Source organism: Kitasatospora sp. NPDC048286, assembly GCF_043201735.1.
Classification (GTDB): domain Bacteria; phylum Actinomycetota; class Actinomycetes; order Streptomycetales; family Streptomycetaceae; genus Kitasatospora.
In genome coordinates this window covers 265,674-278,220 of record NZ_JBICZE010000004.1, presented here as the reverse complement: position 1 = coordinate 278,220, position 12,547 = coordinate 265,674, and the positions used below count along the sequence as shown (strand labels likewise).

Sequence of the window (12,547 nt, the reverse complement as noted above, 5' to 3'; positions counted from 1 at the left end):
CCGGGGCCGGCGGGATCGGCCGGGTGGCTCGGGCCGTTCCGGCCGGTCGGCCCGCTCACCGGGCGCGGCGGTGTTGGGCGGCGCTGTTGCGCCCGCGCCAGCGCATCACGACGTACCCGGCCACGGCCACCACGACCACCACCAGGACCGCCTTGGAGAGCAGGCCCACGTACGTCTCCACCACGTCCCAGCGGTCCCCGAGCAGGAACCCGGCCATCACCAGCACGCTGTTCCACACCAGGCTGCCGATCGTGGTCAGCATGACGAACGCGGGCAGCGGCATCCGCTCGACCCCGGCCGGGACGGAGATCAGGCTGCGGAAGATCGGCACCATCCGGCCCAGCAGCACAGCCTTCGTCCCGTGCCGGGCGAACCAGGCCTCGGTGCGCTCCAGGTCGGAGGCCTTGACCAGCGGCAGCCGGGACCAGATCGCGTGCATCCGCTCCCGGCCGAACAACGCGCCCAGCCAGTACAGGACGACGGCCCCGACGACCGACCCGAGGGTGGTCCAGGTCAGCGCGGACGCGAGGCTGATCACGCCCTGCCCGGCGGCGAAGCCCGTCAGCGGCAGGATCACCTCGCTGGGCAGCGGCGGGAACAGGTTCTCCAGCGCGATCGCCAGGCCGGCGCCGGGGCCGCCCATGGTGTCCACCAGGTCGGCCGCCCAGCCGGCGAACCCGTCGGCGGGCTGCTGGGCGATGGCGAGGACGGTGTGCTGCATGCGGTTCTCCAGGGGGCAGGGGTGCCGGCGCCGGTGCGCTCGGCTCTGCCCTCCACGCTAGAAATCGCAGGTCAGCGGCGGTATGCGGGTTTCCGGCGAACCTCCTGCGGAAAACCGCAGTTCCCCGCCCTGAGGTTTCCCGCAGCGCGGGGAACTCACCGGCCAGGGCCCGGGCCGTCGGGTGGGGACGGTGCCCCGTTCAGCGGCCCAGCGCGGCCACCGTCTCCCGGGTCAGCTCCCGGGCCCGGGTGACGGTGGCCGTCAGTTCCGCCGCCGACCCGCCGGGCGCGGCGAGCAGGCCGCGTGCGACCTTGCCGAAGTGCCTTGGCGTGTCGGGTAGTTGCTCCGCCACTGCCAGGGCCCCCTTTTCGTTGAGGCACCAGCGGCGGTGGTGGGCGTACAGGGCCTGGACCAGGATGCCGACGGCGCGGGACAGACAGAGCGAGACGTGCAGGGCGTCGGCGCGGACGGCGCTCTTCGCGGCGGTGTCCAGCAGGAAGCCGGCCTCCCAGGTGGCCGCCGTGAGGGCCTCGCGCAGCGGCTCCGGGTAGTCGGCGGTCTGCCGCTTGAGCCGCGTCAACTCCCCGGTGGGGTCGGCCAGTGGCTGCCCGAGGGCGACCTCGCCCGGGTAGCAGGGGGACCAGAAGCCGAGCGGATGGCCGGCCTGCGTCCCCACCTCGTAGCGGCCCTCGCGGCAGTCCGCCCACACCCGTCCGACCCGGTCGAGGTCCCGCAGGATCCAGTCCACGGCGACCGCGTCGACCCGCAGCCACGCCCCGCCGTTCACCCACGGTCCCCAGCCGCCCGGGCCGGCCACCTCGGCCCCCGGCCCGGCGAGTTCACGCAGCGCGTCGAGGTCGAGGCCGCCCCGGTAGTACACCCCGAGGTCCCAGTCCGACTCCGGCCGCTCCTCGCCGCGGGCCCGGCTCCCGCCGAGCATCACTCCCACCACGCCTGGCACACGGGTGAGTTGACCGGCCATGGACTCGATGATCGCGCGCATGGGGCGATTCTGGCAGGTCTCGCTCTCGTGGAGCTCCGTTCCCGAGGAGGCCGTCCCCACTCCTCGCCACTCTCAACGTATAGCGCACGGGGGGCCTTGCCACAAGGCCCCGGCGATGGCCCAGAATCACCGGCTCAAGGACACGAAGCCGGGGAAAGAACGGGGAGTTCGACGTGCGAGTGGTGTTGTCGACGTACGGGTCGCGTGGGGACGTCGAGCCGATGGCCGCGCTGGCGCTGCGGCTGAAGGAGCTGGGCGCCTCGGTGCGGGTGTGCGCCCCGCCGGACGAGGAGTTCTCGGCGCGGCTGGCCGAGGCCGGGGTGGACGTGGTGCCGGCCGGGCAGTCGATCCGCGCGCTGGTCAGCGGGCCGCCGCCGGCGCCCTCGGGCTTCTCCGAGCGTGCCGCCCGACTGGTCGAGCAGTTCCACGCGGCGGTGCTCGGGGCGGCCGAGCCGGGCGGCGCGGTGGTGGCCACCGGCCTGTTCCCGGCGGTGGCCGGCGCGCAGGCGGCGGCCGAGCGGCTGGGCGCCCGCTTCGCGTACGTCGCCCTCCAGCCGACCGTGCTGCCCTCCCCGCACCACCGGCCCTTCGAGTACCCGATGGCGCCGTACCCGCCGGAGGTGAGCGACCGCCGGGAGCTGTGGGAGCTCAACATCGGGACGATGAACGCGCTGTTCGGGGAGGCGGTCAACACCCACCGGGCGGCGGTCGGGCTGCCCACGGTCGACAACGTTCGGGACCACGTCCTCACCGGCCGGCCGTGGCTGGCCACCGACCCGCTGCTCGACCCCTGGCCGAGCCCGGCCGGGGCGGGGTGGCCCGAGGCGGTGCAGACCGGCGCGTGGATCCTGCCGGACGAACGACCGCTGCCCGCCGACCTGTCGGCCTTCCTGGCGGCCGGTGAGGCGCCGGTGTACGTCGGCTTCGGCAGCATGCCGCTGCGCGACCCGGCGGGCGCCGCCCGGGCGGCCGTCGAGGCCGTCCGCGCCCAGGGCCGGCGGGTGCTGCTCGGCCGCGGCTGGGCCCGGCTCGCCGAGGTGGACGGGGCCGGGGACTGCTTCGCGGTTGGCGAGGTCAACCAGCAGGCGCTGTTCCCGAAGGTCGCCGCCGTCGTCCACCACGGCGGCGCCGGCACCACCACCACGGCCGCCCGGGCGGGGGTGCCCCAGGTGCTGGTCCCGCAGATGGTGGACCAGCCGTACTGGGCCTCGCGGGTGGCGGCGCTGGGCATCGGCGCCGCCCACGACGGCCCGACCCCGACCACCGAGTCCCTCGCCGCCGCCCTGCGCCACGGCCTCGCCCCCGCCACCCGCGAGCGCGCCGCCGCCCTCGCCGCCGGCATCCGTACGGACGGCGCGGCGGCGGCCGCGAAGCTGCTGCTCGGCTGAGGGGCGTCGGGCGGGCGTCCTCAGGAGCCGGGCTCGGTCAGGTACTTGGCGTCGGCGTTCGGAAGCACGTTGCCGTCCCTGTCGAAGAACTGCCAGGAGCTCGCCCGCTTCGCCCCCGGGCGGGCCACCACCACCGCGCGGACGGGGGAGTCGGCCACGGTGACGAGCGGCGGCTCGGTGGAGGTGCCGTCGGTCCAGGTCACCACCACCCGGCCGACGTCCGGGCCGAGCGAGAGCAGCACCACGTCGAGCGGGGCCACGGTGTCCCCCTTGCCCCGGTGGCCGACCAGACCGCCGCCGAAGGTGGTCCGGCTGCGCGGGTCGACCTTGCCCGGGGCCGGCTGGACGCCCTCGGAGTCATGGCTCTGCCGCACCCCGTCCACGGTGAAGTAGACGTCGACGACATCGAAGTCGGGCTGCCAGTACCGTCGGACGTACTCCTCCGTCGGTTCGGCCGCCGCCGAGTCGTAGCGGCTGCGCTCCTTCCACACCGCCGTCGCCTGCTCGAACGCCCGCTCCCGTGGGGCCTCCGGCCACAGCGCCTCCCACAGCTGCCACTGCTTGCCGTCCGGGGTCACGCCCTGGCCCAGCAGCACCCGGACCGGGGTGAGCGGGTCACGCACCGCGGCGGTCGTCGAGGGCGCGGCGGTCGCCGGTCCGAGCACGGCGCCGACGCCCGCCGGGCCGACCCCGTGGGCGGGCGCCGGGCCCGGGCGCAGCTGTGCCAGCGCCCCACCGGTCAGCGCCACCACCGCGGCCAGCGCCACCGCGCCGACCACCGTACGGCGGCGGTGCCGCAGCCGGCGGCCGCCCGCCACGATGTCCGCCACCGGTGCCGGACCGATCCGCGCGCCGGCTGCCGCCTCGGCCAGGCCGAGGCCGACCCACACGTCCCTGCCGTCGTCCACGCCCGTCCCGCCCGGCTCCTGGTCCGTTCCGCGCCTCATGCCGTTCCTCCGATGTGCGTCGTGTCCTTGAGTTCCACCAGTGCCGTGACCTGCCGCAGCCGCGCGATGCCCTTCGCGGCGTGGCTGCGCACCGCGCCCACCGAGCAGCCCATCGCCGCCGCCGTCTGGCTGTCGCTCAGGTCCTCCCAGTGCCGCAGCACCACCGCCTCGCGCTGACGCGGCGGCAGGGTGGCCAGCGCGGCCAGCAGGGCCCCGCGCTGGTCGGAGCGGGCGAAGCCGTCCTCGGTCCCCGCCGCGTCCGGCACCGCGTCCACCAGCAGCTCCGGCGCCCGGCGGCGCCAGCGGCGGGCGTGCTGGTTGACCAGGATCCGCCGCACGTAGGCGTACGGATCGTCGGCCCGGCGCACCCTCGACCAGGCCGCGCAGGCCTTCTCGGCGGCGGACTGCACCAGGTCCTCGGCCGCGTACTGCTCGCCGGCCAGCAGGTACGCCGTCCGCACCAGGCGGGGCCAGGCCGCGACGATGAACGCCTGGAACCCGTCGTCCCGCTCGCTCTTCACATCTCCCATGAGCACCTCCGAGCACCTCCTTCACCCGTCCAGAGCCCGGGGACCGCCGCAAGCGCTTACCGGCGGCCGCGGCGACTTCAAATCGCTTGGGAACCGGGGGCGAGGGCACTAGCATCCGCCGGATGATCATTTCTCATGACGTAGCAGGCAGTGGGCCCGCCGTGGTGCTGCTGCACTCATCGGTGTGCGACCGGCGGATGTGGGATGCGCAGTGGCAGCCGCTGATCGACGCCGGGTACCGGGTGGTCCGCTGCGACTTCCGCGGCTTCGGCGACTCACCGCTCGCGGAGAGCCCCTACAGCGACACCGGGGACGTCCTGGCCCTGCTCGACCACCTGGACATCGAGACCGCCACCCTGGTCGGCGCCTCCCACGGCGGCCGGATCGCCCTGACGGCGGCCGCGCTGCGCCCCGAGGCGGTCACCAGGCTGGCCCTGCTCGGCTCGGGCATGCCCGGACACCAGCCCAGCGACACCCTGCGGGCCTTCGGCGGCCGTGAGGACGAACTGATCGAGGCCGGGGACCTCGACGCGGCCGTCGAGCTGAACGTCGACGCCTGGCTCGGCCCGGAGGCCGACGAGCAGACCCGGGCGCAGGTCCGGCTGATGCAGCGCCACGCCTTCGACGTCCAGCTGGAGGCGACGATCGGCCCCGACCGCGAGGACGTCGACCTCGGCCGGATCACCGCCCCCACCCTGGCCGTGGCCGGCGCCCACGACTTCCAGGACTTCCGCGACATCGCCGCCGCCCTCCCCGCCCTCCTCCCCGACGCTCGCCACCGGGAACTCCCCTGGGCCGGCCACCTCCCCAGCCTGGAGTGCCCCGCCGAGATCACCGCCCTCCTCCTGGCCTTCCTCGGCGAGCCCGCCCCGGGCGCGTAGCCGCTCCGTCAGCGGCGGAGGCTCCGGCTGCGGAGGCTCCGGTGGCAGCGGTTCCGGTGGCAGCGGTGAAAAGCCGGGACTCGAACGTGTGTCGGGAGCCATGATGGCCGGGTGCACTTCACCTCGGAATCCAGCGCGGACGGCGTGACGGAGCGCCGGTTCACCCTCGACGGCGTGCCCGGTGTGCTGTGGCAGCCGGACGGGCCGCCCCTCGGTGGGCGGCCGCTGGTGCTGCTGGGGCACGGCGGCGGCCAGCACAAGCTGGGGCCGGGGCTGGTGGACCGGGCGCGCCGGTGTGTACGGCGGCACGGGTTCGCGGCGGTGGCGCTGGACGCGCCGGGGCACGGGGAGCGGGCGCGCAGCGCGCAGGACGAGCGGTTCGCCACCGAGATCGGGGAGTTGATCGCGGCGGGCCGGCCGGTCAGCGCGTGGGTGGCGCGGCACACGGCGGAGCTCGCGGAGCGGGCGGTCCCGGAGTGGGTGGCGGTGCTGGACGCGCTGGCCGCCCTGGCGGCGCCGGGCGGCCCGGGCGGGCTGGGTGAGCTGGACGGGCAGGCGGAGGGCCTCGGGCCGGTGGGGTACTGGGGGTTGTCGCTGGGGAGCGTGATCGGCATCCAGCTGGTGGCGGCCGAGCCGCGCATCGCCGCCGCGGTGTTCGGGCTGACGGGGCACGCGTCGCAGACGGAGGCGGCGGGTCGGGTCGGCGTGCCGGTGGAGTTCCTGCTCCAGTGGGACGACCGGCTGGTCCCGCGCGAGGGGGCGCTCGCACTGTTCGGCGCGCTGGGGTCCCCGGAGAAGACGCTGCACGCCAACCCCGGGGGCCACCTGGACCTGCCGGAGCTCCAACTGGAGTCGTCCGAGCGGTTCCTGGCCCGGCAGCTCGGTGCCGCGGAGGCCGACCGGGATGCCAACCGTCAGTAAAACTTCGCAAAGGATTTCTCCCTGCAACGAACCCGACGGGCATCGACTTCAACATATTGTTGCAGTTCAGCGGCCCGATGGTCACCCTTCGTGGATTTGACATAACACTCCGCTCCCCCTGGACTTCACAATCCGTAGGAGTACGGTTCCGGAGGAATCGCCGGGTCCGACTTCCAGGCAGGCCGGCCGTACCGGAAATGGTGCGCAGCATGGATTGGCAAAAGGGTGGGGAGAGCACCCCGGTGACGGCTCGTCCGATATCCGGCAGAGTGCTCGCGGAGGTCCTGCGCGGCGTGGCGCAGGTCGATTTCATGCCGTCCGTCGTGTGCGGACTTCTCTTCGTGGCCGCGCTGCTCGCCGCCGGCTGGCAGTTCGGCTTCTACGGGCTGCTCGGTAGCGCCGTCTCCACCGCCGTCGCGTACGGGCTGGGGCTCGACCGGGAGGCCGTCGGGGCCGGGCTGCACGGGTACAACGGGTGTCTGGTGGCGCTGGGTTGCGCCGTCTTCCTGGGCGCCGGGCACCCGGCGACGGTCGCGGTGGCGGCCCTCGGGGCCGCCGTCGCCGTGGTGGTCACGGCGGGGCTCGGGGCGCTGCTCGCCACCTGGCGGCTGCCCGCGCTGACCGCGCCGTTCTGCCTGGTCGCGACGGCCGTCACGGCGGCCGCCCCCGGCTTCCGCCGACTGTGGCACGGCGCCGGCGCACCCGCCGCCCCGCCCGTCCCGGCCGGCGGGCCGACCGGGCTGAGCTGGGAGCAGCTCTGGCACGGGTTCTTCGCGAACATCGGTCAGATCTTCTTCATGCCGCAGTGGTACGTCGGCCTGCTGTTCCTGGCCGGGCTGTTCGCGGCGAGCCGCCTCGCGGGCCTGATGGCCTGCGCGGGAAGCGCCACCGGGCTGCTCACGGCCTGGGTGTTCGGCGCCCCCGGCGAGGCGGTCGGCCGGGGGCTGCTCGGGTACAGCGGTGTGCTGGTCGCCCTCGCGCTGTGTGGGGTGTTCCTGGTGCCCGACGGCTGGAGCGCGGCCTATGCCCTGGTCGGCGCGGTCGGCGCGACCGTGCTGACCCCGGCGCTCGGCGCGGCCTCCGCGCCCTTCGGCGGCCACGCCTTCACCTGGCCGTTCGTGCTGACCACGATGCTGTTCCTGGCGGCGGTGCCGGCCGTCCCGCGCCTGCGCCGGACCTGAATTCCGCATTCGGTTCCCCCCGGAGTTCCCGTACTTCGTCCGACTTCCAGCAATGAAGGCAATGCAGGCAGTGCAGGCGGTCCAAAACAGTTCCCGCTCTGTTGCATTCCATCGGATTCCCGGAAAGGAAGAGTGGTCCCCGTGAATCTCTCGCCGCGTGAGATGGACAAGCTGTACATCTACGTCGTCGCCGATCTGGCCCGCAAACGCCGCGACCGCGGCGTCAAGCTGAACTACAGCGAGGCCTGCGCGCTCATCAGCGAGGCCATCATGGAGGGCGCCCGGGACGGCCGCACCGTCGCCGAGTGCATGGAGATCGGCAAGCAGGTCGTCAGCAACGCGGACGTCATGCCGGGCGTGCGCGAGATGCTCCCGCTGCTCCAGGTCGAGGCGGCGTTCCTGGACGGGACCAAACTGGTCTCCTGCCACGACCCGGTGGGTGCCTGAGCGATGACCCGGTCCCAGGCCGCCACCGTGGTACTGGCCGGCGGGCACGAGAGCGACGGCGGACGGGCCCTCGCGACGCTGGTCGCGACCGGACCCGCCGTACACGCCGCCGCCCCCGCAGGCCGTCCGCTCACCGAGGCCGTACGGTCGGCGCTCGCCGCGGCGGGCGACGGACCGGTGTGCGTCGTGCCGATGACGCTCGGCCGCGACCCCGGGCTGATCGCCGACACCGCCCGGGCACTGCGCTGGCTCGCCGCCGGAGAGGGCCGCGGACGGCTCGCCCTGACCGCGCCCTTCGGCGCCGCCGACCACCTGATCGGCTGGCTGCGGGCCGCCGCCGGCGCCGCCCCCGACGGCGCGGTGCTGGTCACCGCCCCGGCAGCCGGCCCGTTCGAGGACGCCGAGCTGTTCCGGATCGCCCGCCTCGCCCGCCAGTACGGCCGGCACCGCTGGGTCGAGGTCGCCTTCGACGGCGGCGACCCCGACCCGGCCGAGGGCGCCGAACGCTGCCGACTGCTCGGCGCCCGCGAGGTGACGGCCGTTGCGGCCTCGTTCGGCCCGGCCCTGCGCACCGCCCTGCCCGGCGTACGGGACGGCGGCCCGCTGCTGCGGCCGTCCGCCGTCGCCGGGGTGGTCGCGGCCAGGACGGCGGCGGCGCTGCACCTGCTCGGGCACGGGGAGGACGGCATCCTGGCCGGCCTAGACGCCGAGCACGGGCACGGCTACGCGCACAGCCACGGGCCGGGGGAGCGGCACCACCAGCACCACGGGCAGCACGCGCACCAGCACGGCCACACCCACGACACTCGCGAACCCGCACACACCCCCCACTGACCCGGCAGAGAGGAAGGCCAGCCATGTCCGGCAGCGCCGCATACCTGTACGGCGACGACCCGGTGGAGATCAACGCCGGCCGCGCCAAGGCCACCGTCACGGTCAGCAACACCGGCGACCGGGCGATCCAGGTCGGATCCCACTACCACTTCTTCGAGGCCAACCGCGCCCTCGACTTCGACCGCAACGCCGCCTTCGGCAAGCACCTGGACATCCCGGCCGGCACCGCCGTCCGGTTCGAGCCCGGCGACACCAGAGACGTCACCCTCGCCGAGTTCGGCGGCCACCGCCGCCTGGTGGGCTTCGCCGGCCTCGTGGACGGCGGCATCACCGCCCCCGGCACCCGGGCCCGCGCCGTCGACCGGGCCATCGCCCGCGGCTTCAAGGGCACCAACCTCGACCACAAGGAAGACCGGCCACGGAACCTCTCGACGGAGACCGGCCCGGCCGACCAGGAAGGCGACCACTGATGGCCATCCTCTCCCGCAAGCAGTACACCGACCTCTTCGGCCCCACCGTCGGTGACCGTTTCCACCTCGCCGACACCAACCTCGTGGTCGAGGTCGAACAGGACTTCAACCAGGGCCACTACGGCGACGAGGCCGTCTACGGCGGCGGCAAGGCCATCCGCGACGGGATGGCCCAGGACCCGGCCGCGACCTCCGCGCAGGGCGCGCTCGACCTGGTGATCACCAACGTGGTGGTCATGGACGCGGTGCTCGGCGTCGTCAAGGGCGACATCGGCGTCAAGGACGGCCTCATCGTCGCCGTCGGCAAGGCCGGCAACCCGCACACCCAGAGCGGAGTGCACCCCCGGCTGGTGATCGGCCCCGGCACGGAGGTGATCTCCGGCGAGCACCTGATCGCCACCGCCGGCGGCATCGACACCCACATCCACTTCATCGCCCCGCAGCAGGTGCAGGAGGCGCTGAGCAACGGCATCACCACCCTGATCGGCGGCGGCACCGGCCCGTCCGACGGCACCAACGGCACCACCTGCACCCCCGGCCCGTGGAACATCCACCGGATGTACCAGGCCGTCGAGGACCTGCCGGTCAACGTCGGCCTGCTGGGCAAGGGCAACGGCTCGCTGCCCGGCGCGCTGCGCGAGCAGGTCGAGGCGGGCGTGTGCGGCCTCAAGGTGCACGAGGACTGGGGCAGCACCCCGGCCGCGATCGACAGCGCGCTGAGCGTCGCCGACGAGTACGACGTGCAGGTGGCCATCCACACCGACACCCTCAACGAGTCCGGCTACTTCGAGGACACCCTGTCCGCGATCGACGGCCGCACCATCCACACCTTCCACACCGAGGGCGCGGGTGGCGGCCACGCCCCCGACATCATGCGGATCGCCGGCGAGCCCAACGTGCTGCCGTCCTCCACCAACCCCACGCTGCCCTACACCGTCAACTCGGTGGACGAGCTGCTGGACATGGTGATGGTCTGCCACCACCTCAGCCACAGCATCCCCGAGGACGTCTCCTTCGCCGACTCCCGGGTCCGCGCCGAGACCATCGCCGCCGAAACCGTGCTGCACGACGAAGGCGTCATCTCGATCTTCTCCTCCGACTCGCAGGCGATGGGCCGGATCGGCGAATCCTTCACCCGCGCCTTCCAGACCGCCCACCACTGCAAGGACCAGCGCGGCAAGCTCGCCGGCGACAGCGAGCGCAACGACAACTTCCGCGTCCTGCGCTACCTCGCCAAGCTCACCATCAACCCGGCCGTCGCCTCCGGCACCGCCGACCACATCGGCTCGCTGGAGCCCGGCAAGCTCGCCGACATCGTGCTCTGGCCGATCAACTCCTTCGCCGTGAAACCGAAGATGGTCATCAAGGGCGGCGTGATCAACTGGGCGCTGATGGGCGACCCGAACGCCTCGCTGCCCACCCCGCAACCGGTCTACTACCGCCCGATGTTCGGCCAGTACGGGCGGGCCAGGCAGGCCACCCGGGTGTCCTTCATGTCGCAGGCCGCCGTCGACCTCGGGGTTCCGGCCCGACTCGGCCTGGAGAGCCGGGTGCTGCCGGTGCGGCGGTGCCGCTCGGTCGGCAAGCAGCACATGGTGCGCAACGACGCGCTGCCGAAGATCGCGGTCGACCCGGAGACGTACAAGGTCACCCTGGACGGCGAGCCGGCCACCATCGAGCCGGCCCGCGAGCTGCCGCTCAACCACCTCTTCTACCTCGCTTGAGCACCGGCGCCGAAGGCGGTCCGGGCCTTCCGGGCCTTCCGGGCGGTTCGGAGGGTCTGGGTGGTCCGGGCGGTTCGGAGGGTCCGGACGGGCCGGGCGGCCTGGACGCGCTGCTGGTCTGCCTCCAACTGACCGACTCGGCCTTCCCCAGCGGCTTCTACACCCTCTCGCACGGCCTGGAGGGCTACGCCCAGGCCAAGGCCGTCACCCCGGACACCCTGCCCGAGCTGCTCGCCGACCTGCTGCGGCACGGCGTCGGACCGTCCGACGCCACGGCCCTGGTCCTGGCCCACCGGGCCGCCACGGCGGGTGACTGGGAGCTGCTCGCCGAGACCGACCAGCGGCTTCACGCCACCAGGCTCAACCGCGAGCTGCGCCTGGCCGCCACCCGGACCGGACGCCAACTCCTGGACATCGCCCGGGAGTCGGTGGGCGGCGCGCCGCTGGAGCGGTACGCCGAGTTGGTCGCGGAGAAGCGCGCCCCCGGCTGCCAGGCGGTGGCGGCCGGGGTGGCGTACGCCTCGGCCGGCGTTCCGGTCCACCAGGCCGTCACCAGCGACCTGTTCGCGTTCTGCACCAGCTTCGTCGGCGCGGCGCTGCGGCTCCGGCTGACCGACCACCGCAAGGCCCAGGTGGTGCTGCGGGCGGCCTCCCCGGTGATCCGGGAGGTCGTATCCGCCGCCCTGGAGCGGGACCTGGCGGACCTGGGCGGCTGCGTGCCGGTCGCCGACGCCATGTCCGGGCGGCACGAGCGGGCGGAGGCCCGGCTGTTCATGAGTTGACCCCCTGTATCCGCACACAGCACAACGAACCATCAGAGGAGGAGAGTTGACCGAGAACGTGCTCCGCGTGGGCATCGGCGGGCCGGTGGGTTCCGGCAAGACGGCGCTGATCGAGGCGCTCGTCCCGGTGCTGATCGCCCGAGGCCACCGCCCGGCGGTCATCACCAACGACATCTACACCCAGGAGGACGCCCAGCACGTGCGGCGCACCCTGGCCGGGGTGCTGGACCCCGAGCGGGTGGTCGGCGTGGAGACCGGCGCCTGCCCGCACACCGCCGTCCGGGACGACCCGACGATGAACCTCGCGGCCGGCGCCGAGATGCTGGAGCGCTTCCCCGACGTTGACACCCTGCTCTTCGAGTCCGGCGGCGACAACCTCACACTGACCTTCAGCCCGGTGCTGGTGGACCTCTTCCTCTTCGTCCTCGACACCGCCGAGGGCGAGAAGATGCCCCGCAAGCGCGGCCCGGGCATCACCGAGTCGGACCTGCTGGTCATCAACAAGATCGACATCGCCCAGTACGTCCGCGCCGACCTCGGGGTGATGGAGTCCGACGCCCACCGGGTGCGCGAGGGCGGCCCGGTGGTGCTCACCAACTGCCTGACGGGGGAAGGGCTGGAGGACATCGCGGCCTTCCTGGAGACCTTCCGGACGGTTCCGGCGTGACGGCTTCCCCGGCTGTGGCGGCTGTGGTGGCTCCTTCGGTTTCCTCGGCTC

14 protein-coding genes are annotated in these 12,547 nt (G+C 73.8%); 10 read left to right on the top strand and 4 right to left on the bottom strand.

The features are described 5' to 3' along the window. Positions 1–55: 55 nt before the first annotated feature. Positions 56–721, bottom strand: a complete 666-nt coding sequence (locus tag ACGF13_RS11880; RefSeq protein ID WP_392872312.1) for a DedA family protein — start codon at positions 719–721, stop codon at positions 56–58. Positions 722–920: 199 nt separating this feature from the next. Beyond that, on the bottom strand, positions 921–1,724 hold the full coding sequence (locus tag ACGF13_RS11875; protein ID WP_392872310.1) for a nucleotidyltransferase domain-containing protein: 804 nt from the start codon (positions 1,722–1,724) through the stop codon (positions 921–923). Between the two features lie 173 nt (positions 1,725–1,897). Here ACGF13_RS11875 and ACGF13_RS11870 point away from each other — a divergent pair, with 173 nt between their 5' ends. Then, positions 1,898–3,112 carry a glycosyltransferase gene (locus ACGF13_RS11870; RefSeq protein ID WP_392872307.1) on the top strand — a complete coding sequence of 405 codons (1,215 nt, stop codon included), beginning with the start codon at positions 1,898–1,900 and terminating at the stop codon, positions 3,110–3,112. Positions 3,113–3,132: 20 nt separating this feature from the next. Here ACGF13_RS11870 and ACGF13_RS11865 read toward each other — a convergent pair whose 3' ends face one another. After that, positions 3,133–4,059 (bottom strand): hypothetical protein, encoded by a 927-nt coding sequence (locus ACGF13_RS11865; protein ID WP_392872304.1) that lies wholly within the window; start codon positions 4,057–4,059, stop codon positions 3,133–3,135. Continuing rightward, a complete protein-coding gene (locus ACGF13_RS11860; protein WP_392872302.1) occupies positions 4,056–4,589 on the bottom strand; it encodes a SigE family RNA polymerase sigma factor in 534 nt (177 codons plus the stop codon). Before ACGF13_RS11860 ends, ACGF13_RS11865 begins: the two co-directional genes overlap by 4 nt. A 122-nt stretch (positions 4,590–4,711) precedes the next feature. Between ACGF13_RS11860 and ACGF13_RS11855 the strand changes: the two genes are divergently transcribed. From ACGF13_RS11855 to ureG, 9 genes are all read left to right on the top strand, one after another. Continuing rightward, a complete protein-coding gene (locus ACGF13_RS11855) occupies positions 4,712–5,470 on the top strand; it encodes an alpha/beta fold hydrolase (protein ID WP_392872299.1) in 759 nt (252 codons plus the stop codon). A gap of 111 nt (positions 5,471–5,581) precedes the next feature. After that, positions 5,582–6,391 (top strand): alpha/beta hydrolase, encoded by an 810-nt coding sequence (locus ACGF13_RS11850; protein ID WP_392872296.1) that lies wholly within the window; start codon positions 5,582–5,584, stop codon positions 6,389–6,391. Positions 6,392–6,633: 242 nt separating this feature from the next. Next, a complete protein-coding gene (locus ACGF13_RS11845; RefSeq protein WP_392872294.1) occupies positions 6,634–7,572 on the top strand; it encodes an urea transporter in 939 nt (312 codons plus the stop codon). 141 nt (positions 7,573–7,713) lie between these two features. Next, positions 7,714–8,019, top strand: a complete 306-nt coding sequence (locus ACGF13_RS11840) for an urease subunit gamma (protein ID WP_033349169.1) — start codon at positions 7,714–7,716, stop codon at positions 8,017–8,019. A gap of 3 nt (positions 8,020–8,022) precedes the next feature. Next, positions 8,023–8,853: a cobalamin biosynthesis protein CbiX gene (locus tag ACGF13_RS11835; protein ID WP_392872291.1), complete on the top strand. Its 831-nt coding sequence runs from the start codon at positions 8,023–8,025 to the stop codon at positions 8,851–8,853. Positions 8,854–8,876: 23 nt separating this feature from the next. Then, positions 8,877–9,323 (top strand): urease subunit beta, encoded by a 447-nt coding sequence (locus ACGF13_RS11830; protein WP_392872287.1) that lies wholly within the window; start codon positions 8,877–8,879, stop codon positions 9,321–9,323. After that, positions 9,323–11,047 carry an urease subunit alpha gene (gene ureC / locus ACGF13_RS11825; RefSeq protein ID WP_392872284.1) on the top strand — a complete coding sequence of 575 codons (1,725 nt, stop codon included), beginning with the start codon at positions 9,323–9,325 and terminating at the stop codon, positions 11,045–11,047. Before ACGF13_RS11830 ends, ureC begins: the two co-directional genes overlap by 1 nt. Positions 11,048–11,103: 56 nt before the next feature. Then, complete coding sequence (locus ACGF13_RS11820; RefSeq protein ID WP_392872789.1) at positions 11,104–11,829, top strand: urease accessory protein UreF; 726 nt, start codon at positions 11,104–11,106, stop codon at positions 11,827–11,829. A gap of 46 nt (positions 11,830–11,875) precedes the next feature. Next, positions 11,876–12,496 carry an urease accessory protein UreG gene (ureG, locus tag ACGF13_RS11815; protein ID WP_392872281.1) on the top strand — a complete coding sequence of 207 codons (621 nt, stop codon included), beginning with the start codon at positions 11,876–11,878 and terminating at the stop codon, positions 12,494–12,496. The last annotated feature ends 51 nt before the right edge of the window (positions 12,497–12,547 follow it).

Bases quoted from the DNA above. Each gene is read 5' to 3' on its own strand.
- ACGF13_RS11880 (WP_392872312.1), bottom strand. From the start codon at position 721: ATGCAGCACACCGTCCTCGCCATCGCCCAGCAGCCCGCCGACGGGTTC.
- ACGF13_RS11875 (WP_392872310.1), bottom strand. From the start codon at position 1,724: ATGCGCGCGATCATCGAGTCCATGGCCGGTCAACTCACCCGTGTGCCA.
- ACGF13_RS11865 (WP_392872304.1), bottom strand. From the start codon at position 4,059: ATGAGGCGCGGAACGGACCAGGAGCCGGGCGGGACGGGCGTGGACGAC.
- ACGF13_RS11860 (WP_392872302.1), bottom strand. From the start codon at position 4,589: ATGGGAGATGTGAAGAGCGAGCGGGACGACGGGTTCCAGGCGTTCATC.
- ACGF13_RS11855 (WP_392872299.1), top strand. From the start codon at position 4,712: ATGATCATTTCTCATGACGTAGCAGGCAGTGGGCCCGCCGTGGTGCTG.
- ACGF13_RS11835 (WP_392872291.1), top strand. From the start codon at position 8,023: ATGACCCGGTCCCAGGCCGCCACCGTGGTACTGGCCGGCGGGCACGAG.
- ACGF13_RS11830 (WP_392872287.1), top strand. From the start codon at position 8,877: ATGTCCGGCAGCGCCGCATACCTGTACGGCGACGACCCGGTGGAGATC.
- ureC (WP_392872284.1), top strand. From the start codon at position 9,323: ATGGCCATCCTCTCCCGCAAGCAGTACACCGACCTCTTCGGCCCCACC.